Origin of the sequence: Laceyella tengchongensis, assembly GCF_900182735.1 — a bacterium.
GTDB lineage: Bacteria > Bacillota > Bacilli > Thermoactinomycetales > Thermoactinomycetaceae > Laceyella > Laceyella tengchongensis.
In genome coordinates, this window is the sequence record NZ_FXTU01000005.1 from 184,759 (window position 1) to 206,682 (window position 21,924).

Annotated in this window: 21 protein-coding genes, 1 pseudogene and 1 riboswitch; of the genes and pseudogenes, 16 read left to right on the forward strand and 6 right to left on the reverse strand. The window is 50.4% G+C overall.

From position 1 onward, the window contains the following. Nucleotides 1-255: 255 nt before the first annotated feature. The gene (locus QQZ12_RS11845; RefSeq protein ID WP_123827496.1) at nt 256-516 is read right to left on the reverse strand and encodes a hypothetical protein; all 261 of its coding nucleotides are present in this window, start codon (nt 514-516) and stop codon (nt 256-258) included. 93 nt (nt 517-609) lie between these two features. On the opposite strand from QQZ12_RS11845, the gene QQZ12_RS11850 reads away from it, so the two are divergent. The 5 genes from QQZ12_RS11850 to QQZ12_RS11870 all read left to right on the forward strand — a co-directional run bounded on the left by QQZ12_RS11850 (nt 610) and on the right by QQZ12_RS11870 (nt 5,653). Continuing rightward, on the forward strand, nt 610-1,548 hold the full coding sequence (locus QQZ12_RS11850) for an NAD-dependent epimerase/dehydratase family protein (RefSeq protein ID WP_102993616.1): 939 nt from the start codon (nt 610-612) through the stop codon (nt 1,546-1,548). A 220-nt stretch (nt 1,549-1,768) separates the two neighbouring features. Further along, complete coding sequence (locus QQZ12_RS11855; protein WP_102993615.1) at nt 1,769-2,413, forward strand: sugar transferase; 645 nt, start codon at nt 1,769-1,771, stop codon at nt 2,411-2,413. A 514-nt stretch (nt 2,414-2,927) separates the two neighbouring features. Continuing rightward, a riboswitch (SAM riboswitch) is annotated at nt 2,928-3,034 on the forward strand. An 86-nt stretch (nt 3,035-3,120) separates the two neighbouring features. Then, nucleotides 3,121-4,086: a methionine ABC transporter ATP-binding protein gene (locus QQZ12_RS11860; RefSeq protein ID WP_102993614.1), complete on the forward strand. Its 966-nt coding sequence runs from the start codon at nt 3,121-3,123 to the stop codon at nt 4,084-4,086. Further along, nucleotides 4,080-4,736, forward strand: a complete 657-nt coding sequence (locus tag QQZ12_RS11865) for a methionine ABC transporter permease (protein WP_102993613.1) — start codon at nt 4,080-4,082, stop codon at nt 4,734-4,736. Before QQZ12_RS11860 ends, QQZ12_RS11865 begins: the two co-directional genes overlap by 7 nt. 125 nt (nt 4,737-4,861) lie before the next feature. Further along, on the forward strand, nt 4,862-5,653 hold the full coding sequence (locus QQZ12_RS11870; protein ID WP_102993925.1) for a MetQ/NlpA family ABC transporter substrate-binding protein: 792 nt from the start codon (nt 4,862-4,864) through the stop codon (nt 5,651-5,653). Between the two features lie 92 nt (nt 5,654-5,745). Here QQZ12_RS11870 and QQZ12_RS11875 read toward each other — a convergent pair whose 3' ends face one another. The 4 genes from QQZ12_RS11875 to QQZ12_RS11890 form a co-directional block, all read right to left on the reverse strand. After that, nucleotides 5,746-6,375 carry a YigZ family protein gene (locus QQZ12_RS11875; protein WP_102993612.1) on the reverse strand — a complete coding sequence of 210 codons (630 nt, stop codon included), beginning with the start codon at nt 6,373-6,375 and terminating at the stop codon, nt 5,746-5,748. A gap of 100 nt (nt 6,376-6,475) precedes the next feature. Next, nucleotides 6,476-7,510: an LCP family protein gene (locus QQZ12_RS11880; protein ID WP_284724466.1), complete on the reverse strand. Its 1,035-nt coding sequence runs from the start codon at nt 7,508-7,510 to the stop codon at nt 6,476-6,478. 170 nt (nt 7,511-7,680) lie between these two features. Continuing rightward, the gene (locus tag QQZ12_RS11885; RefSeq protein WP_102993610.1) at nt 7,681-8,709 is read right to left on the reverse strand and encodes an LCP family protein; all 1,029 of its coding nucleotides are present in this window, start codon (nt 8,707-8,709) and stop codon (nt 7,681-7,683) included. 205 nt (nt 8,710-8,914) lie between these two features. Continuing rightward, complete coding sequence (locus QQZ12_RS11890) at nt 8,915-9,973, reverse strand: LCP family protein (protein ID WP_102993609.1); 1,059 nt, start codon at nt 9,971-9,973, stop codon at nt 8,915-8,917. 229 nt (nt 9,974-10,202) lie between these two features. On the opposite strand from QQZ12_RS11890, the gene QQZ12_RS11895 reads away from it, so the two are divergent. Next, complete coding sequence (locus QQZ12_RS11895; protein WP_284724467.1) at nt 10,203-11,930, forward strand: S8 family peptidase; 1,728 nt, start codon at nt 10,203-10,205, stop codon at nt 11,928-11,930. A 311-nt stretch (nt 11,931-12,241) separates the two neighbouring features. Continuing rightward, nucleotides 12,242-13,447 (forward strand): methionine adenosyltransferase, encoded by a 1,206-nt coding sequence (gene metK, locus QQZ12_RS11900; protein WP_102993607.1) that lies wholly within the window; start codon nt 12,242-12,244, stop codon nt 13,445-13,447. 54 nt (nt 13,448-13,501) lie between these two features. On the opposite strand, the gene QQZ12_RS11905 is transcribed toward metK, so the two are convergent. Next, complete coding sequence (locus QQZ12_RS11905) at nt 13,502-14,383, reverse strand: metallophosphoesterase (RefSeq protein ID WP_102993606.1); 882 nt, start codon at nt 14,381-14,383, stop codon at nt 13,502-13,504. 471 nt (nt 14,384-14,854) lie between these two features. Here QQZ12_RS11905 and QQZ12_RS11910 point away from each other — a divergent pair, with 471 nt between their 5' ends. The 9 genes and pseudogenes from QQZ12_RS11910 (at nt 14,855) to QQZ12_RS11950 (ending at nt 21,816) form a co-directional block, all read left to right on the forward strand. Next, a complete protein-coding gene (locus tag QQZ12_RS11910) occupies nt 14,855-15,598 on the forward strand; it encodes a response regulator transcription factor (protein ID WP_223247992.1) in 744 nt (247 codons plus the stop codon). Nucleotides 15,599-15,668: 70 nt separating this feature from the next. Next, a complete protein-coding gene (locus QQZ12_RS11915) occupies nt 15,669-16,100 on the forward strand; it encodes a hypothetical protein (RefSeq protein WP_102993605.1) in 432 nt (143 codons plus the stop codon). Nucleotides 16,101-16,289: 189 nt separating this feature from the next. After that, nucleotides 16,290-17,987 (forward strand): ATP-dependent helicase ComFA, encoded by a 1,698-nt coding sequence (locus tag QQZ12_RS11920; RefSeq protein WP_284724468.1) that lies wholly within the window; start codon nt 16,290-16,292, stop codon nt 17,985-17,987. 59 nt (nt 17,988-18,046) lie between these two features. Then, nucleotides 18,047-18,133: pseudogene (locus QQZ12_RS17115) on the forward strand (hypothetical protein); the annotation flags it as partial. A gap of 84 nt (nt 18,134-18,217) precedes the next feature. Further along, a complete protein-coding gene (locus tag QQZ12_RS11930) occupies nt 18,218-18,712 on the forward strand; it encodes a ComF family protein (RefSeq protein ID WP_154987927.1) in 495 nt (164 codons plus the stop codon). 84 nt (nt 18,713-18,796) lie between these two features. Continuing rightward, nucleotides 18,797-19,072 carry an HU family DNA-binding protein gene (locus QQZ12_RS11935; RefSeq protein ID WP_022737438.1) on the forward strand — a complete coding sequence of 92 codons (276 nt, stop codon included), beginning with the start codon at nt 18,797-18,799 and terminating at the stop codon, nt 19,070-19,072. Between the two features lie 312 nt (nt 19,073-19,384). Next, nucleotides 19,385-20,158, forward strand: coding sequence for a basic amino acid ABC transporter substrate-binding protein (locus QQZ12_RS11940; protein ID WP_189318920.1), 774 nt, complete (start codon nt 19,385-19,387; stop codon nt 20,156-20,158). Between the two features lie 243 nt (nt 20,159-20,401). Then, nucleotides 20,402-21,088, forward strand: coding sequence for an amino acid ABC transporter permease (locus QQZ12_RS11945; RefSeq protein WP_102993601.1), 687 nt, complete (start codon nt 20,402-20,404; stop codon nt 21,086-21,088). Nucleotides 21,089-21,093: 5 nt separating this feature from the next. Further along, nucleotides 21,094-21,816, forward strand: coding sequence for an amino acid ABC transporter ATP-binding protein (locus QQZ12_RS11950; protein WP_284724469.1), 723 nt, complete (start codon nt 21,094-21,096; stop codon nt 21,814-21,816). Nucleotides 21,817-21,924: the final 108 nt, after the last annotated feature.

Below are 21,924 nucleotides of genomic sequence, written 5' to 3' on the forward strand. Positions count from 1 at the left end.
GGGTGTGGCTGGCAAATCAAGATGGAAAGTAGAAGCGGCGGAAAAACCTTTTCTCGATGAGCGCCTCGTTACGCGTGAAGCGAATGAGAAAACGGTTTTGGAGCCGCGCTAATTCACCAGCAACTCTAAAGAAGCTAGGCTTGTGTTTTCTGACAATTCCTGCGGTCAATTCGTGCATCTGGATGCAAGGCGCTATGGACTGTATAAGATCATGATTTATATTCGGGTTTGTGCTAACACCCGCTCCGCTGCCGACTAGATATGGTAGCCAAAGTACACGACGGCCCCCATGATTGCCAGCAGTAAAGTGCAAAGCAAGCGCAACAACCATCGTATCACAAGGACGCCCCTTCCGTTTCCAACATTTGGATAGGTATCATTATATGATGTTTCATACATTTGTTCAAATATGTTGCGGCTTAACTTGATAAGATAGGCATAAGGGGCATCTTCATGGCGGAGATCAGAGGAATCCGCTTGGCTTGATTTAGCTTTTTGCAAGCGCTTGACGGCCAAATCCGCCACCGCCTCTTTTGCTTTGCAAAATGGATTCGCAGTAGGTTCAAAAAGAAAACAAGTCATCGCGTCTATGAGAGAGGGGTTCATCCAATGAAAGTGTTAGTGACCGGCGGGGCCGGGTTTATTGGCTCCCATATTGTCGATCAGTTGATTGCGCGCGGAGATCAGGTCGTGATTGTGGACAATCTTTCTTCCGGAAAAGAGAGTCAAGTCAACCCGGATGCCGTCTTTTACAACGTAGATATTACCAGTCCTGATTTGCATGCAGTAATGGAGCAGGAGCGGCCTGAGGTGGTTATTCACCAAGCGGCGCAAATCCATGTGAATACCTCTGTGGACAATCCGTCTCTGGATGCCAACATCAATATCTTGGGCTCCATCAATTTGTTGGAGGGTTGCCGTAAGGCTGGTGTAAAGAAAGTGGTCTACGCTTCTTCGGCCGCAGTGTACGGCACGCCTGCTTACCTTCCTGTGGATGAGCGCCATCCGATCGGCCCCTTGTCCGGATATGGCGTTTCCAAATATACGGTGGAGCATTACCTGTCGGTGTACCATCATCTGTACGGCTTGAATTACACCGTTTTGCGCTATGCCAATGTTTACGGTTTGCGCCAAGATCCGCGTGGTGAGGGGGGCGTGATCTCCATCTTCATCGACAAGGTGCTGGGCCGTGAACCGCTTACCATCTTTGGTGATGGTGAACAGACCCGTGACTACATTTATGTCGAGGATATCGCTCGAGCCAACCTCAGCGCGATTGAGCGCGGGGACGGCGAAGTGTTAAATGTGGGGACTGGGGTTAGCACTTCTTTGAATGAAGTGGTTCGCCTCTTTGATGAAATCGCAGGTGTGAAGCATGAGGTGAACTACGGTCCGGATCGGGCGGGAGACATCAAGCACAGCTATTTCAACAATGAAAAAGTGCGTCGGGTGCTCGATTGGGAGCCGCGAGTGAGCCTCAGGGAAGGATTGGCCAAAACTTACGCATATTACCAAGCGGAATATCGTAAAATGGGCAAGGAACAGTAAACACTAATAAAGAACCCGCACACCCTATGCTTGAAAGAACGGGCCATGAAGATTTCATTTTTCACAATTCGGCTATTGTCAACGTGGAAAGATTACAGTATACTTGGTAACAGTAATCGGTTTGAAACATTGCTGTAATGTTACTGTCATTTTTGTAAAGTTAGTCGATAGCCGAAAATAATTGTGATTTGATACTATACACAGCAGGAGTGGTTTGCGGATGAGTTCAAAAGTAGCCTACGAGAGCAATTCGCGCGCATTCTCCGGAGAAATGAAAACGCCCGCCTCTTTCTATTTGGCATTTAAGCGCGGGTTTGAAATCGTGTTTTCCATTGGGTTATTGCTCTTCACTCTACCAGTGTTGATTTTGACGGCAATCGCGATCAAATTGGAATCACCAGGTCCCATCTTCTACAAACAGGAGCGGGTCGGTTTAAACGGCAAAACGTTTAACATCTTCAAATTGCGCTCGATGCGTACGGACGCAGAGAAAAACGGTCCGCAATGGGCTGCCAAGAATGATCCGCGCGTCACTCGTGTAGGCCAGTTCATCCGCAAAACCCGGATTGACGAACTGCCGCAGTTGATCAACATCCTGCGCGGGGATATGAGTTTGATCGGCCCGCGTCCGGAGCGACCGATGTTCACGGAGCAATTTGACAAAGAGATTCCGGGATTTAAGAAACGGTTGATGGTGAAACCGGGATTGACGGGTTGGGCTCAGGTGAACGGTGGATATGAGGCGACCCCTGCTGAAAAGTTGGAACTGGACTTGGAGTACATCAGAAATCAATCGTTTAAGATGGATTTTCAAATTTTGCTTAAAACCGTTTGGATCGTGATCTCCGGAAATGGGGCGCGTTAATGAGAAAACGGGTGGCTTTTGCTAAATCAAAGCAAAAGCCACCCGTTTTTATATACCCATCAGCCTGGTTTCCCAGGATGTAGTCAGTTTGTTAATGGTGCGCCAACGATGTTGCCTCATTTAAAAAATCAGCTTTAGGCCGAAGTACAAGAGAAGCCACAATGGGATACTTAAACATGTCGCGTTCAACACACCAATCCAAAACGATTTTCCGACAACCGTGTATTCCATGTTGGGCACCTCCAGCAGTTCAATTTGAGGATCTGTCTTTATTATACGCCAGCTTCCGCTGATTTAGTGGGGAGTAGCCGTATTGTTATCTAAATGTAATCTCGTGGTAAAAATGTGATAAATCCGTGAACAAAAAACATTTCCTGTAACAATGAAAGGTGACATTGCTCCCGTGTGGATGGTTAAGATTTTCCAGCCATAAATAACGATTGACATAATGTCTTTTATTATGATAATTTATAACTCAATAGTTAATATGTTAATAATTGAATACAGCAACATTCTCTTATCAAGAGAGGGGTAGGGACCAGGCCCGTTGAACCCTCGGCAACCATCTGAGATCCATCAGAAAGGTGCCAATTCCTGCAGATTCGTTCTGACAGATGAGAGAAAGGTGTGTCAATAGACGTATCCCTTCTTGCCATCTTCAGAGCAGAGGGATTTTTTTATTGCTTAATAAAGGTGGTGAAGCCTTAATGATTCAGATTAAAGAAGTTGTCAAGACCTATCCGGCGCGCGATGGGAGTTCGGTCGTGACTGCGCTGGACGGGGTGACGTTGACGATCAACCGAGGTGACATCTTCGGCATCGTAGGTTATAGCGGCGCGGGCAAATCGACGCTGTTGCGGCTGATCAACGGGCTGGAGATGCCGACAAAGGGTGAAGTCATCGTGGATGGGAAAGAGATTTCCCGCCTAAAAGAGAGAGAATTGCGCCAGGCACGGCAGAAGATCGGCATGATCTTTCAACACTTTCACTTGCTTTGGTCGCGGACGGTTCGCGAAAATGTGGCTTTTCCGCTAGAAGTGGCAGGGTTGCCGAAAGAGCAGATTCGCAAGCGAGTCGATCAGCTTTTGGAGCGGGTAGGACTAGCTGAACGTGCTGACGCATACCCTTCCCAGTTGAGCGGAGGACAAAAACAGCGGGTTGGCATTGCACGGGCTTTGGCCAATGAGCCGGATATTCTCTTGTGCGATGAAGCGACATCCGCGCTAGATCCAGAAACCACGGCATCTATTTTGCAACTGCTCAAGGAGATTCATCGGGAAATGGGGATCACCTTGGTGTTGATCACGCATGAAATGAGTGTGGTGCGGCAGATTTGCAACAAGATGGCGGTGATGGAAAACGGCCGGGTCGTGGAAACGGGGATGGTCTCCTCCATCTTTAGCCAACCACAACAGGCGTTGACTAAACAGTTTGTCAAAGAGCTGCAGCCTAGTACCCAAGACGATGACGCGTCAGGGGAAGTGGTTGAATTGCCGCTTGGTGATGCGGATAAGTTGGTGGCATTGGCTAAGAAGCATGGGATTCGGTTTAGTGTTGTCAGCGGGGCCATTGCAGGAGAACAGGATGACCGCTTGCGCGTAAGGGTTGATGGGACAGAGGCGCAGATGCAGGCCGTGCGCCAAGTGTTGAGTGGAGGTGAGCGGGCATGTTGACCGGTATTGATTGGAACCAAGTGTCCGTCGCACTGGGGGAAACCTTGTATATGGTGAGCATATCCACTTTGTTCACCGCGCTTCTGGGAATTCCTTTGGGAGTGATGCTTACCGTCTCGGATCGCGGTTATTTTTGGGAGAATATGTGGGTGCAACGAACGTTGGGCACGATTGTGAATATCTTCCGCGCTGTACCGTTTATTGTCCTAGTCCTTTTCTTATTTCCTGTCGCGGAGTTTTTGGTGGGAACCACGCTCGGGCCCACAGCAGCAACCGTGCCATTGATCGCTGGTGCGGCACCTTTTTACGCCAGAATGGTGGAGACTGCTCTCAGGGAAATTGACCGCGGGGTGATTGAAGCGGCGCAAGCGATGGGGGCTTCCCGTTTGCACATTATCTGGAAAGTGCTGTTGCCAGAAGCGATGCCGGCTATTGTCTCCGGATTGACCGTCACTTGCGTATCCTTGATCAGCTTCTCGGCGATGGCAGGGATTGTTGGCGGAGGTGGTTTGGGAGATGCGGCGTTTAGGTACGGCTTCCAATCGTTCAATGATGGCATGTTGTATATTTGTGGTTTGCTGTTGGTTGTGATGGTGCAGATCATTCAAATGGTAGGGGATTGGTTGGTTCGTCGCTTGGACAAACGGTGAATGGAGTAGAAGAGCCGGTCGAAGCGGGGATTTCCCGTAGCAGGGCAAGTAGACGCAACATAATCCGCCTATTCTGATCGATTTTATTAAATAAAATGATGCATGGGAGGATGGCAATGATGAAAATGAAAAGATGGATTGCGACGGGCTTGGTCGCATTGGTCGCCGCGTTTGGCGTGGGTTGCGGTAAGAAAGATGAATCGGCAGTGTTGACGGTGGGGGCGTCGCCCATTCCGCATGAGGAAATTCTGAAGTTTGTTCAACCGGAATTGGAAAAGCAGGGAGTGGAGTTGAAGATCCAAGCGTTCCAAGATTATGTGTTGCCGAATAAAAGTGTGGAAGAAGGGCAGATCGACGCCAATTTCTTTCAACACATCCCTTGGATGGAAGCCACCAACAAAGAAAAAGGGTATCACTTGGTGAAAGTGGCCGGGGTTCACATTGAGCCGATGGGCGCGTATTCCAACAAGATCAAAGACATCAGTGAACTGAAAAACGGAGCCACGGTCGCTCTACCTAACGCAACCAGTGAGATCACACGCGTCTTGCTTCTGTTGGATCAAAACAATTTGATCAAGCTGGACAATCGCGAAGGTGACAAAACGCTGAAAAACATCAAAGAAAATCCGAAAAACCTGCAATTCAAGTTGCTGGAAGCCGCGACGTTGCCACGCATGCTGGATCAAGTCGATTTTGCAGTGATCAACACCAATTATGCCTTGCAAGCAAAACTGAATCCGTTGAAAGATGCTCTGTTTATTGAAGGGAAAGATTCTCCGTACGTCAACGTATTGGCAGTGAAAAAAGGCAATGAAAATGATCCACGCGTTCAAAAATTGGTGAAGGTGCTCACTTCGCAAAAGGTAAAAGACTTTATCCTCAAAAAGTACAACGGGTCTGTCGTGCCGGCGTTTTAAAGCTGGAAGAGCCACACCCCATTTACAGGGTGTGGCTCTTCACTGTTTAACCGGTAGCGGAATCCGCGATAATGTCCCCACTTAGACGGTCTTTAAAGAGGTACATCTTTATATTCGGCTTCACCGAGCGATAGTACCGCCTGACCGTGGGTCCAGTTGGTTACTTGCTCAATCAGTTTTTGTTCTTCGCCTAGTGGCGTCCAAACGGCCCAACTCACTTTGTCGGCAAAGGACGGCGTTTCCAACAAATAACCGGTTCGATGCAATTCATGTTCCATTTTGCCCATGAAAGAATAATCAAATGTGATTACCACTTGTTGATGCATCATCCGTTTGACGAGCCCTGCCGCTTCAATTGCCGCCGCGGCTCCTTGGCTGTAAGCGCGCACCAATCCTCCTGCGCCAAGCTTGATTCCGCCAAAATAGCGGGTGACGACGACGGCGGTATACAAACACTGCTTGGCGTGGATCACTTCAAGGATGGGTCTTCCCGCCGTTCCGGCAGGCTCTCCGTCATCGGAGGATTTCTGCGTGGTTTCTGTGATGTGATAAGCGTAGCAATTATGGGTCGCATCCCAATGTTTCTTGGAAATTTCCTGTACGAATTGGACGGCTTCCGCTTCGGTTGCCACATGTTTAGCACGACAAATGAAGCGAGATTTCTGAATGATGATTTCTGTTTCCCCATAAGGGGCAATGGTCAGATAGCTGTCTGGTTTCATCGTTCGTATCACACCCTTCCACCCTATTATAGGGGAATTGGGCGAACAGGCCAAAGAGAAAGCGATGGTTGCAGGATTGCCGGCCATCGCTTTCTCTTTGTCACCGATTAGCAGGAGGTTCCATCTCTTCCCCTTCGGTCTTGTTGATCATGTCGTCATCAGGCTTGTACTCCAATTGTTGATGCAGAATTTGGCTAAGCCGTTGGATTTCCGTTTTGGGAATGATGACGACCGAACCGGAGCGGGCATACATTTTAGGATAGGCTTCAAAGGTGACAGTTTCAATTTTTTCTTTGGGAATTTCCCGATATGTTTTAATTAGAGAAGGGATTTCTTTGAAATGGAAGCTATGGTCAAAGTTATTGCCCACTGCCTTGGTGACTTCGTTAAACTTGGTAACGCCGTCGATGCTGGTCATTTTGTCAATCAATTGCGAGATGACCTCCCGTTGGCGTTCATTGCGGGCAAAATCTCCTTCGGCAAATGATTTGCGGTTGCGCACATATGCTAAGGCCTCAGAGCCGTTCAAATGGCGCGGCCCTGGTTCGAAAACAATCATTTTCCCGCCGATTGCACGCTGCTTGAATCGCTGTTTCACATTGACATCGACGCCGCCTAAAGCATCGACAAGATCTTCAAAGCCTTGGAAGTTTACTTTGGCATAATAATCAATGGGAACATGGAAAATATTTTCTACTGTTTGTCTGATATTTTCTACTTCGCCGATCCCTTTCATCCGACCGTAGGCTGCGGCGGCGTTAATTTTGGTTCTCACTTCCGTATTGGCGATCTTGACATAGAAATCCCGGGGAATACTAATCAATTTGATTGACTTGGTTTTGGGGTTGACAGCAGCCAAGATCAAGACATCGGAACGCCAATTGTTAGGGTCGGTGCTACGCTGGTCCGTACCGATTAACAACACAGTGAAGGGGTCTTTTTCCTCGAGGACCACTTTTTCCGTCCGCCAAGTGGATTTTTTCAATGGTTTTCCGGTTTTGGCGAAGACGCCCCAAAGTTGGGTGCCAAAATATATTCCGACACCGACCACGATAAGCAGAAGAAGGATGGCGATGCGCTGAATTAGGCGCTTGCGGTTGTTGTGTGGAGGGGGTGTTTGTTTATCAAATGACATTGTCTGCTCCTTACATGAATGAATTAGTCTTGGTAACTTTAGTATTTAGATTTTATATATAAAAATGCATACAGAGAATTTAGATACGGGGAAAGATTATAACTTGATTATAGTGAAATTCTTTACAGGCGCAATGGACAGAGCGTTGAAGAAATTTGACATTCTTGTGATTAATTTGTTGCATCAGGTGAGGGATTGTCATCGGTTTGGTCGAGCCATTCCGCTTTCGGTTGATATTCCAATTGTTGCTGGAGCATTTTGCGAATCCGCTCTTTTTCAGGCTGTGGGATGTCAAGCATATCTGCGCTGCCGACTTTGATGTCGACCACTTTGATGTGGATGCTATGGATGTTTTGTTTGGGTATCTCACGATACACTTTGATCAAGGCAGGGATATCGTCCATCCGGAACCCATGTTGAAAATTTTTTCCAAGAGTGGATGTGATCTCTGAAAATTGGCTGATGCCGTCGAAGCTGACCAATTTGTCCAGCAACAGGCCGATGACTTCTTGCTGGCGTTCATTGCGGGCGAAGTCCCCACCGGCGACGTCTTTGCGATTGCGTACGTAGGCGAGGGCCTGTTTGCCGTTGAGGTGCATCATCCCCGGCTGGAAGACCGCTTTGCCTCCGCCGATCATCGCTTGCGAGAAGGATTGCTTCACGTTGACATCGATTCCGCCTAAGGAGTCGACAATGTCTTCAAACCCTTGAAAGTTGATCATCGCATAATAATCGACGGGAATGTGAAGCAGATTTTGCACGGCTTCCCGCGTGTTTTCCACCACGCCCACCCCCGATTGCCGACCGTAGAAGGGGGCGGCGTTGATGCGTGTTTTCACACCACCGGAGTTGGGGATGGTCATATAGACGTCCCGGGGAATGCTGACCAACAGTACGGATTGTGTCTTCGGATTAATCGCGGCCAGCATCAGCACATCGGTCCTAAAATCATTGGGCCGGTTGGTGCGTTGGTCGGTACCGATCAATAAGACGGTGAACGGGTCTTCTTTGATTTTTACTTCTTGGTCCCGCAAGGCTGAGGTATCCAAGCGGTTGCTGCTGTCGGCCAAGGCGCCCCACAGCAGTGATCCGTAGTAAATGCCGAAGCCAAACACCAACAGGGTGACTGCTACGGCCAAATATTTGAACCATTTTTTGCGCCGTTTGCGCTGGGCGCGGCGCTGATCCACTTTGTTCATGGCGCATACCTCTCTTTGCGGTATTTGCTGAAGCTGGGGGTCTCGGATAAGATAAAAGAAGGCGGAATATTGTGCCTAATCTGCCGGAACTAAAATCCCTTCGTATCGTTATCATTCCCTTTGTTTTGCGGTTTGTAAACGTGCTTCGTCTATTTGTGTTGCTGTCCGCATATGGATGGAAAAAGAAAAGGGAGTGATGGCCTCCCTAGTTGCCATCGCTCCCGCTGTCTGCCGTGCCGTCAACGTCACTGTTCCCATTATTCAATTGCCCTTCTTTGGGCTTGTACTCCAATTGCTTTTGCAATAGTTGTCTGATCCGTTGTTTCTCTTCTTCAGGAATGCGCAACACTGCGCCGGAACCAGGGACTTTATCGTCAAATACTTTTATTTGTATGGTTTCGATGTTCTGTTTCGGAATCCCTTGGTAAATCTTCACCAGAGCTGGGAAATCGGTGATATCGAAGCTGTATTCGAAGTTTTTGCCAACCGCTTTCGACACTTCGCTAAACTTTGTTACCCCGTCGAAACTGGCCAGTTTGTCGATCAGTTGGGAGACGACTTCCCGTTGCCGTTCATTGCGCCCCAGATCGCCCCGGGGATCCTCATGCCGTTCCCGCACGTAAGCCAGTGCTTTTTTTCCATTGAGGGTGTAAGTGTTTCCTGGGTAGAACTTGGCGTAGCCTCCACCGATCATCGCTTGGGTGAATTTGAACTTGGGAGTCACTTGGATGCCGCCTAATGCATCTACAATGTCTTCGAACCCTTGGAAATTGATGCGTGCGTAGTAGTCAATCGGCACATGAAGCAATTCTTCTAGGGTTTTGCGGACGTTTTCCACATCGCCCACACCCGATTGGCGACCATAGTAAGCAGCCGCGTTGATTTTCGTTTTTACACCACCGGAGTTGGGGATGGTGATATAGGTGTCGCGCGGAACGCTTACCACTTTGGCCGTTTTAGTTTTGGGATTGATGGCGGCCAAGATCATGACATCAGCCCGCCAATCATTGGGGCGCGTTGTCCGCTGGTCGGTTCCGAGCAAAAGCACAGTGAACGGTTCATTTTTGATTTCGACTTCTTTATCGCGCAGGTCGGACTTTTTGAGTTCTTTGCCACTGTTGGCGAAAACGCCCCAAATTTGCGAACCAAAGTACAGCCCGAATCCCAACACGAGGACAGTGACGATGGAAATGATACGGAATGTCCATTTTTTGCGCCGTTTTTGTTTGACACGGTCAATGCGGCTGTCGTTTACTCTTTGCATCTTTGAATCCCCACTTGCCGTTTGGTTTTAGTGACCTCTCCTGTCTTTCTTAATAAAAGGATATTTTTCTTTCTATTTAGAATGTTACTAGACTACAAACAATTAAATTCAAACTGAAAAACAATAATGAAAGCTGTTTACAATTAATTATTCTATCGGATTTATTCGACATATTCCACCCAATTTGTGGTGCTGTTTTTGAAAATAATAGGACTTTTTGGTGAGAGCGATGATATTTGTCCGAATGCTTGCGGGATCGATCTTTGCGATTGTATTTGTCATGGGCTCTGTGTCATCTGGCGGATCAGAACGGGCGCGGGAGCAGGCAGGTCAGCGAGAGCCGTTGCCGGCGCAAGAACCCGATGCGTTTCGGCTTTCGTTTCTGGATCAGATCAAAGCGCCGGAGGCATGGCAAGCGTTCATGCGGCGAAGTGGTTCGTTGGGGACGGACCCGTTTGTAGTAGCGGTCGTGGACACAGGAGTCGACTTGCAGCATCCCCTGTTGCGATCCTATTTGGTACCTGGAGTCAATCTTCGTTTCCCGGATGAACCACCTCACGACCGGATGGGTCATGGAACGAAAGTGGCAGGAGTAATCGCTTCTGTGTGGGGGGCGGGACAATGGCGAACGCCCATGGGAAAAGGCCGGATCATGCCGGTCAAAGTGATGGAAGATGGCAGTGATGGCCAAATGAGCCGCACCATTGCCGGCATCCGAGAGGCGATCTCACGTAAGGCCCGGATTATCGTGTTGGCTCAAGGGAGTTGGCGTCACCACCCAGCGTTGGCTGAGGCTGTCGCTGAGGCGGAGCAGCAAGGTGTGTTGATCGTAGCGGCGGTGGGCAACGCCAAGTATGATGAACAGGGGCGCCTGGCATTTGATCACCCGTTGTACTTTCCGGCGGCTTATCCCACCGTGTTGGCGGTAGGAGCTGCCACCCAGGACGGCCGGCATGATCCCACGTCCAATTGGGGGCCGGGAATTGACTTGGTCGCGCCGGGGGAAAATATTCGCTTGACACCCGAAGAAAATCCGCTCATGCAGAATGGAACTTCGTTTGCCGCTCCGCAAGTGGCTGCCGTCGCCGCCTTGGTATGGCAATTGCATCCCGAATACACACCGGCAGATGTGAGGCGACACTTGATGCAGACCGCCCGCCGTACTCCTTCTTCCGCTTGGCGTTGGGATGAGCAGATGGGCTACGGGCAGGTAGATGCCGCTCAAGCGATTCGCGGGACATTGCATCCGGATCCCTATGAGCCGAATGACCGCAAGGATGAAGCTAAGCCCATCGCTAGTGGCTTAGAAGTGTACGGAGTGAGCCGGCGCGGCGATCCGGATATATTTGAGCAACCAATCCATGAAAAAGGATGGTTGGAACTGCAAGTGTCTGTGCTAGGGCCGGCTTCCGAGTTGTTGCTAGAAGCGTATGATGAGCGGGGGCGCACGCTCAGCCGCAGGCGAATCTCCCGGCAAGGAGACGTGCGGTTCCCGGTGGGGGCGGGCCATGTACAGATCGGAGTGGAAGGACTGGATAAAAGGGAGGCGCATTATCGCTTGACCAGCCAAGCTCGCCTCGGTCCCGATGCGATGGAGCCCAATGATGATGCCGACCAAGCAGCGGTAATTTCTGTCAGGCCGGGAATTCAGATCATTGAGGGTACCATGGATCGGCATAACGACCGGGATTGGTTGGAATTGCGAATCGCCGAGCCAGGTCGACTCACGCTCGAAGTGCGGCCGTTTACTCCGCGGTTTGACCCCGTATTGCAACATCCTTTTGCGGGGCGTATGGATGTGCAAGAAGACCAGGGGGACGAAGGGGAGCATGAAGAAATTCGGGTTCGGGTGCGTCCGGGAAGATACCGGATCTGCATTAGCGATTACGATGGCAATATAGCGGATCGTCCCTACCATGTGGTGATGCGGTACACGCCGCAAAATAAAAAAGGTTGATAGGTCGCTCAACCGCAGGCCGTGATGCGCTTGCCCGGCGCCATGGCGAGGGCCTGTGTACACCTTGTGCTGGACGGGGCGACGAGATGCACATAAATGTGTTGTTTTCCCATAGATCTTAGTTGTAATTGCGGGGCCTTTAGGTTATTCTATTGATGATGTAGAACTCGTCTCCTTATAACTAGATGAAGATGAAGGCAGAAGACTTGCTCCACAAAGTCTCGAGGATGTTATTAAAAGGAGAACATAGCACCTTTCCTCGATGGAAAGGGTTTTTTATTTGCGACTGATTGCGCGAAGGGGGAAAACCAATGGCAGAGAAAAAACGCAGCATATTCACTTCCGAGTCGGTAACCGTAGGTCATCCGGATAAAATCTGTGACCAAATCTCCGACTCCATTCTGGATGCGATTCTAGAAAAAGACCCAAATGCCCGCGTGGCATGCGAAACATCCGTGACCACCGGTTTGGTGCTGGTAGCGGGTGAAATCTCCACATCTTGCTATGTGGACATTCCAAAGCTGGTTCGTCAAACGATCCGCGATATCGGTTACACCCGTGCCAAATTCGGATTTGACGCTGATACTTGCGCGGTGCTGACCTCGATTGACGAGCAATCCCCTGACATTGCGCAAGGGGTGGACCGAGCGTTGGAAAAACGCGAAGGGTCCATGACCGAAGACGAAATCGAAGCGATTGGTGCCGGTGACCAAGGTCTTATGTTTGGTTTCGCCTGCAATGAAACGGACGAACTGATGCCGTTGCCGATCTCTTTGGCACATAAATTAGCTCGCCGCCTGCATGAAGTCCGTGTGAACGGCACCCTGCCGTACCTGCGCCCGGACGGAAAAACCCAAGTGTCGGTGGAGTATGAAGATGACAAGCCAGTGCGCATTGATACGGTTGTGGTATCAACACAACATGCGGAAGAAATCAGCTTGAATCAAATCAAACAAGATATCCAAACCCATGTGATCAATCCAATCGTGCCGGCGGAAATGATGGATGAAGCGACTAAATTCTTCATCAACCCCACCGGTCGGTTTGTTATCGGTGGGCCGCAAGGGGATGCTGGCTTGACAGGCCGCAAGATCATCGTTGACACATATGGTGGATACGCTCGCCACGGCGGTGGGGCCTTCTCCGGAAAAGACCCGACCAAAGTGGACCGTTCCGGCGCGTATGCAGCGCGTTACGTCGCCAAAAACATCGTGGCTGCCGGTTTGGCTGATAAGTGCGAAGTGCAATTGGCTTACGCGATTGGCGTTGCCCGCCCTGTTTCTATCCGTGTTGAAACCTTTGGCACAGGAAAACTGAGCGAAGAGGTATTGGTGGAACTGGTGAAAAAGCACTTTGATCTGCGTCCAGCTGGAATTATTCGTCAACTGGATTTGCGCCGTCCAATCTATCGCCAAACGGCTGCTTACGGTCATTTTGGCCGCACCGATGTGGAACTGCCATGGGAGAAAACGGATAAAGCGGAAGCGTTGAAAGCAGACGCCGCAGCTGTGCTGTAAGGCGAATCGAAAAGCCCAATGTCATTTTGACATTGGGCTTTTTCGTTTGCTTTATTATCCCCTTTTTAATTCAAGCACGGTGATCTCCGGCCGGCACAAGAACCGCAAGGGGAGGATGGTGGTACCGATTCCGCGGTTGGTGTACAAGGCAAACCGCTCATTAAGCCGGTAGAGACCAGCCGGGTAACGTCGGCCTCCAGGAGGAGTGATCGGCGCACCCAAAAAAGGCAAACGGATTTGCCCGCCATGGCTATGTCCGGACAATTGCAAATCGATGGGAGCTGTGCGATGGGTTGTTGCTGTGTCGGGCTCATGGGCCAAGAGGAGGTGGAAGGCATGGGGGTCATTCGGCAACTGGGCCAGCACTGCTTCCAAGTCGGGTTGTCCTTCCATATGGTCATCCAATCCGGACAGGTAGAGGGTGTCCGAGCCTTTGACCAGTGGGTAGACTTGATTGATCAACACATGAAAGCCACCATCGGTAAGGGTTTGTTTGACCAACGCCACGTCCCCAAAGTAATCATGGTTTCCCAGTACGGCAAACTTGCCGAGCGGCGGGTTGCATTGTTGAAGTCGGCGGGCGATGCTCTTGGCTTCCGTGTTTGACAGCCGATTGTCGATCAGATCGCCAGTGAAACAGAGCAGATCTGGCTTAAGTGCCTCTACACGCCCGATGATGGCGTCCAACTGGGAGAGGTCGAAGTGGTGACCAAAATGCAGGTCGCTGATGTGCGCAATCTGCATACCGTCAAATGAGGTGGGCAGGCGCGGCGAGCGAAGAGTGAGGCGGGTTGTTTCCAGCCAGCTCACTTCAATGATGCCAGCATAAAGCGGCGCGCCGAGGCAGAGAGCGCCAAGGGCAAGGGACAGCTTGAGAAATCTCCGTCGGTGAATGCGCGGCTCAGCAGAAACAGTATGTACTTGATGAGAGGTCATGGGGATTCACTCCTGTCTGCATAAGTGGTTTCAATTTTTGAGTCTGGTTGGAAAATTTTGTTTTTTGGCGAAGGGTGCATGAAGATGAATAAATGAGGGAAAGGTTTAGACGGGTGATTTTGTCAGTAAGGGTTGACGATTGCTCGCCATTTCAGAATAATTACATCTAGGCTAAAAGTATAACATGGCGCTGAAAAATGCAATCGGTGAAAAGCCCGTGATGACACCTATGGTAGCTTTGACGTCGAATGCATGTCGCAGTTGCCAGCGTCCAGCTGTTTTTTTTGTAAAAACAACAGGGTGCTGGCAGAAAGGCCGAATTTCCATTTGTATAGTGAAAGCAAGAGGAAGCTGTTATATCCACTATTTCCTTTGTTTGTGGTTGATCAGGGTTTCTTTGCAGTTTCTAGTTTCATCTTTTCATGATAAAATTTAAATAAGAGCGAATATTATGAGAAGGGAGTGAGCCCTTTGCAAGAGAGGAAGCCACAGACTGGACATGGCAACGGGAATCGCCCCGAGACAGAACTGTCATTGCCGATCCGCGTATTCATTGCCGATGCGGATACGGAGTACCGCCAAGCATTGAAGCAAGCGGTGGAAAATGAGAAAGACATGGTGTTGGTTGGGGAATGCATGGATGGCTACGATGTCCCCTTGATCTGTGGAACCACGGCACCCCATCTCGTGGTGTTGGATTTGCATTTGCCCCGCGTTGACGGGGTGGAAACGACGTACCGTCTGAGTCAAATGGCTCCTCACACAAAAGTCCTTATCTTGTCTGAACGCGCTGACCCGTATGCGCTAGAAACGATTCGCTCTGGGGCGTCAGGATATCTATTGAAGGATCTAAAGATGGCTTCCTTGATTGAAGCGATTCGCGTTATCGCTCATGGAGGCGTTTACATCCATCCGATCATGATGGGACGGTTAGTGAATGAGCTACGTCGCCTTAGCCGGATGGAGGGAGCGATGTATTATCACTACGCTTCGCTTCCTCCACTCTCATGGCAAGAAGTGTTGACATATAGGGAAATGGAAGTTTTGAGGTTGATGTCACAGGGAAAAAATAATCGAGCGATCAGTGAACATTTGTATATCAGTGAAAAAACAGTAAAAAACCATGTCAGCAACATCCTTTACAAATTAAACGTCCAGGATCGCACACAAGCTGTGTTGCTTGCGTTGAAGTATGGATGGGTACAACTGATTTAGCCTAGTCGTAGGTATGCACACAAACCCTGCCTTTCTCGCATAGAATGATCAGAAGAGGAGGGGCGATGTGATGGAACATTGGGTTCTATGGAGTGCAGCCCTTTGTTTCGCTGTCATTTTTTTGGTCAAAACGATTCCCAACTTTTATGGAAACACTTATCATAACAAGGCTGTCCATCTTGTGCTCATCACGGAAAACAGCCAGCAAGCGGTTGAATGGATGATCCGGTCATATCATGGTTGGAAGGATGCCAAAGGCAAACCGGGCAAGATCACTTGCATCGACACGGGCTCCACAGATGACACCAAGGCGATCCTCGAACGGTTGATACATCGCTTTCCCCATCTGGAAGTTTTGCACATAGACGAGGAGCACCAGACAGATGAGGCCATTTCAAAGTGGTTGCAGGCACAGGAACAGGGCAAGGAAAAGCTGGTGGTACTTGATTTGCGCAAAATGGAAGCCAATGGTGACAATGAATCGGAACGGCATTTGGCGTGAAGCATGACGGCAGCTTTGCCAAAGCGATGGTTGGTATAAAGGGCAAGAGACGGGAGATTTGATTCATTTTTCGGGTCATATGGATGACCTGCGCACAGGCCGATACGGCCTGTTTTTTAATGCGCAAAAAAGGAAATGGCCCGTTTTTTGCAAAATAATGTAAAATTATGCCAATCAAAGGAGGTTCTGATGAAGATTGCCCTCTATCAGGTGGCAGGCGACGAGAAGTGGCGAATGAGCCTAGCGCCTGAAGTTGATGAGCGGCATTGGCGGGAGCAGGGCCGGCAGATCACTTGGCTAGGCGTAACCTGTTCGATTGGGCTGGCCGCCGCCTTCATCCGCAAACGAAGCCTGCCGCGCCATATGGAAACGGGGCTGGCACCACTACCAGCGCTTACTGACGGGGATTGGGATGAAGTGAAACAGACCGGACAGAAGTGGATACCGTTTTTGACAGGCAGGGCTCTACTGTTGGAAGAGATCGAAGCGTTGTTGCTCAAACATGGGCAAACAGACGCATCGGAAAGATTGCGGCGCGTGTTGCAATGGCTGATATTGAAGGGGGAATGCGATATGCGGCCGGGAGTTGACAGCGCCCGGCCAGCTTGGCATTGGCGATGTGAACGGTGTGGAGCAGGTGGGAGCACACTGGTGGTTCGAACTTGCGCCAGTTGCCAAGAACATTGCGTCGTCTGCGAAACGTGCCTGATCATGGGCCGCTCTCGAACCTGCACGCCTTTTTTTCTGTTTACGAAGACACAGGGGCGGGCTTCGGGCGCCGTTCCGTCATTGCCTGAAGTGCAGATTGGTGCGATCCGATATCCGCTGACCATAGCCCAACGGCGGGCGGTGACAGAGCTGAGGGGGCACTTGTGCGGTTCGGCGCGGCAGGTTCTTGTCTGGGCGGTGACGGGAGCAGGCAAGACGGAGATGATGTTCCCGTTGTTGGAAGAAGCTTTGCGGGCAGGGAAGAAAGTGGCATGGGTGACCCCCAGAAAAGATGTGGTGCTTGAGCTAGCGCCGCGCATCAGGCAAGCGTTCAATTCGGTTCGCGTCTTGGCGTTGCATGGCGGTTCGGCTGATGCTTGGCTCACCGGGGAAGTGGTTGTCGCCACAGCGCATCAGATGTGGCGATTTGCACAGGCGTTTGAATGGATGGTCGTCGATGAAGTCGATGCGTTTCCGTTGTACGGCCACCACGCGCTGGAACAGGGGCTTCACCGAGCCTTGGCCCCATCGGGCAAACAAGTGCTGTTGACGGCGACGCCGCCGGTCGGATGGCAAAGTTTAGCGAAACAAGGGCGGTTGCCATGTGTCGTTTTGCCGGCGCGCCACCACGGCTTTCCCCTCCCCGAACCCCGGTTGGCGGTGGTGTGGGGATTGTGGCGCAAGCTGAGGCGGAACCGGCCAATCCCTGTTGTGGAACGATTTTTGAAGCAGGTGGAGGCGCGATCTGGGCAAGCGATGTTGTTCGTGCCACGCGTACAGGATGTGAAGGTCGTAGTGACGTGGTTGATCGGGCTGGGCTGGCCGCAGGAAGAGATCGCCGGCGTTTACGCCGCGCAGCCCGACCGGGAAGAAGAGGTGGCACGGTTTAGGGATGGTAGCCGCAAATGGCTGGTCACCACGACCATTTTGGAACGCGGGGTTACTGTGCCGCGCGTGCATGTGCTTGTGTTAGGCGCCGACCACCTCGTGTTTGACCGAGCTGGTTTGGTGCAAATTGCGGGCCGGGTGGGGAGACGGGCTGACTATCAAGAGGGCGAGGTGTGGTTTGTGGCGGAGGAACGAACCGAGGCTCAGATCAAGGCGCTAAAAGAGATCAAGCGGCTAAATCATTGGGCGGCAAAAGAAGGATTTCTCCAAAAAGAGGCGTATTCACATTGAAGGAGTGGTGGTCGTTTCTGTTTCCGCCTTCATCCGCTTGTTGGTTTTGCGGCACTCCGATGCAGGCTCGTTTATTCGCGCCTCCGGAAAAGCGCCTTTGTCCAGTTTGCCTGGAATCGTTGCAGCCAATCAAGGAGCCAATCTGCCAAGTGTGCGGCCGCGGGTTTGATAAAGCGCCATCGACGGGCGTTTGTTTCGATTGCGTTCGGATTGCTGAAGAGGAAAGGGTGATGAATCGAAGCCCCGTTGCCTACACCGATCAAGTGGCGGCGTGGGTGCGGCTCTTCAAATATCGCGGCAAAGAGGGCTTAGCGACGCCGATGGGACGGTGGATGGCCGAAGTGGCGCGGGTGCATTACGCCAGGGAAAACATTTCACTCGTCACGTTTGTGCCTCTTCATGAAGAGCGATTGATCCAGCGGGGATTTAATCAAGCGGAGAAGCTGGCGGATGAAGTGGGACGGAGATTGAGGTTGCCCGTGTGCCCTTTGCTTGTGCGAAACAAGGATACAGCTTACCAGAGCAAGCGGACGCGCGAAGAACGGCTGTTAGCGCTGGGAGGAAGTGTGATCCTCGCGGACGGAGCGTGGAAGAGGCATGTGGCCAATCAGGTTGTTCTCATTGTCGATGATGTGTACACGACGGGGGCGACCGTGCGAGAGTGTGCGAAACCGTTGCGGCAGGCTGGCGTGAAAAAAGTCTGTTCCGTGACGTTTGCTAGATAAAAGAGGTATAGAAACGATCAAACTCGTCAACACCTTATGATAGGCATTTTCATAGACAGTACCAAAATTGAAGGAGAGTTGAACATGAACAAAACTGAATTGATTGAACGTGTGGCGGAAAGCACGGGAAAAACAAAGAAGGAAGCGGGCCTGATCATTGACAGCGTTTTTCAAACGATCTCTGAAGCGCTGAGCGGAGGCGAGAAGGTGACCCTGATCGGCTTCGGCAATTTTGAAGTGCGTGAACGGGCAGCGCGGACAGGACGCAATCCCCAAACGGGAGAAGAAATTACGATTGAAGCTAGCAAAGTCCCAGCCTTTAAACCAGGCAAACAATTGAAAGAACTGGTAAACCAGTAATTGAAGCAAACACCCTGGCCAAGGGTACACTTGGCCAGGGTGTTTGTTGTTTGTAGAGAGAAGGTGCCAAAGCGATCGAGGTAAATTGATATTTTGCATACTTATGAGAGAGGGTGAATCGAATCGGAGATATACAGAAAGAGGAAAATGGGCATACGAAAAGGTTTATTGTGAAGTGATGAACATGAATGGAAAAGTCTTGTTATTGCATAAATAATCATTCAAATGTATAATAAATCCATTCAAACGACTTATTGGAGCACGATATTTTGCAATGATTAGATATTCATTATTAAAAAAGGGGAGATGGCGATGAGAAAAAAAGGAATTCTGTTCGCGTCGTTGGCAGTGATTCTGTCCGGTTTACTAACCGGTTGCGGGGGGCAGTCGCAGACGAAAGCAGACAATGTGATTCAGGTTGGTACCAACGCCGAGTTTCCTCCGTTTGAATTTCAAGAGGGAAATGGGGAAATCAGCGGGTTTGATGCCGAACTGATTCGCGCCATTGGCAAAGCCGTGGGGATGGAAGTGCAAATCACTCATATGGGATTTGACGCTATTTTTGAAGGACTCAGCCGGGACAAAGTGGATGTCGGCGTGGCGGCGATTACGATTACTGATGACCGCAAACAAACCGTTGATTTTACAGCGCCTTATTTTGACGCCAAGCAATATATCCTGGTGCCGAAAAATTCGAATATCAAGACGCTGAAAGAGTTGAAAGGGAAGAAGATCGGGGTGCAGGCAGCCACTACGGGGGAAGCGGTTGTCCAAGGAGTGTTTGGCAAGACGTATGAAGGGATTAAGGCTTACGACGAAACGCCTTCGGCCATCAATGATTTGCAAATCGGTCGCTTGGACGCTGTGGTAGTCGATAGTGCTGTGGTGGTGGAGTTTAACAAAAAATTGGGCGAAGGCAAATTCAACATGGTGGAGGATACTTCTTTGCCGGTCGAACAATACGGGATGGCCGTGAAGAAGGGCAACAAGGACATGCTGAACAAGCTGAATGAAGGTTTGAAAAAAGTAAAAGAGAACGGTGAGTATGACAAAATCTATCAAAAATATTTTGGTGATCACAAGTAAACGGCGCAAAACCACATTTACAAACGGGGGACAAGCATTGAGCGGAGTGAGAACGGGGACTAATCCTCGTTCGTGCACCCGTGCGACGGTCACTTCAGTCGCTCCTATGTGCAACCCTTGCTTCTGTGGATAACTTGTTTATAAATTGTGTGGAAAACTGCCTGTGGACGTTGTGGATAATGTGGATAAGTCTGTTAATAACTGAAAAAAGAAGAGTTCAAGAGAAGGGGGTTGTGGATAACTATGGAGTGGAATTGGTCTGTCATCTTAGAATACCAGGAGTTGTTCATCCGTGGTCTCTGGATGACCATTCAACTAACCGTGGTGGCGGTCGTAGCGGGCTTGTTCATCGGACTTATATTGGGATTGATGAGATTATCGGACAAAGCGTGGTTGCGTCTGCCGGCGGTCGCCTATGTGGATCTCTTCCGGGGGACACCGCTTTTGCTTCAAATTTTGGCTGTTCATTTTGCCGTATTGCCGGCGTTGTTCCAAGATGTGCTCGGCCTCCCTGCGCCTGACGCCGCGACTTCCAGTTTTATCGCACTGTCGCTAAATGCTGGGGCATACATCGCCGAAATCTTCCGGGGTGGCATTCAATCGATTGACAAAGGACAGATGGAAGCGGCGCGCTCGCTTGGGATGACTTATCGGCAAGCGATGAAGTTGGTTGTTCTCCCCCAAGCTTTTAAGCGCATGTTGCCGCCGTTAGGCAATGAGTTTATCGCCTTGCTCAAAGATAGCTCCCTGGTCACGGTCATCGCCGTCAACGACATCACATATGCGGCGTTCGCCACGGCCAAGAACACGTTTGTAAGATGGCCCCCTTACATTACCGCGGCTTTGGTGTACTTGGTACTGACCCTGGTGTTATCCCGTCTGGTGGGCTATATGGAAAGACGGTTAGATCCAAACGGACGGAAAGGGTGAGACAAATGATCCAGGTGGAAAATCTCAATAAGCGGTTTGGCGATCATCATGTGCTCAAAGACATCCATGTACGAATCGGAGAATCAGAAGTGGTTTGCGTGATTGGGCCCAGCGGTTCCGGCAAAAGCACTTTTCTGCGTTGCCTTAATCTGTTGGAGCGAGTGAGTTCGGGCCGCGTCGTGGTCGGCGGGTTTAACCTGACGGACCCCAAGACGGACATTAACCGCGTTCGCACGGAAGTGGGAATGGTGTTTCAGCAGTTTGAATTGTTTCCGCATAAAAACGTGTTGGACAACATCACGTTGGCGCCGATTCATGTGCGCAAATGGCCGAAAGAGCAAGCTGAGGCCAAAGCGTTGGCGCTGTTGGACAAAGTGGGATTGCGGTCCAAGGCCGAAGCTTTTCCCGGCGAGTTGTCGGGCGGGCAGAAGCAGCGGGTCGCCATCGCCAGGGCGTTGGCAATGGAGCCCAAGTTGATGCTGTTTGACGAGCCCACCTCCGCTTTGGACCCGGAGATGGTTAAAGAAGTGTTGGACGTGATGAAACAATTGGCCGAGGAAGGGATGACCATGGTCGTCGTCACCCATGAGATGGGATTCGCCCGTGAAGTGAGCGACCGGGTCATCTTTATGGATGATGGTCGGATTGTTGAGGAAGGTTCGCCGTCTGAGATCTTCTCCCGGCCTAAACACGAACGCTTGAAGGCGTTTTTGAGTAAAGTGTTGTGATGACTACGCTGACTAAGGGCCTACGTTCCCATGCCATTTTCCATTCGCTTTATCTGACTATCGGCGCTCGTTTGAGCAAAGAGGGAGCCCGTTTGTAGGCTTAAAGTA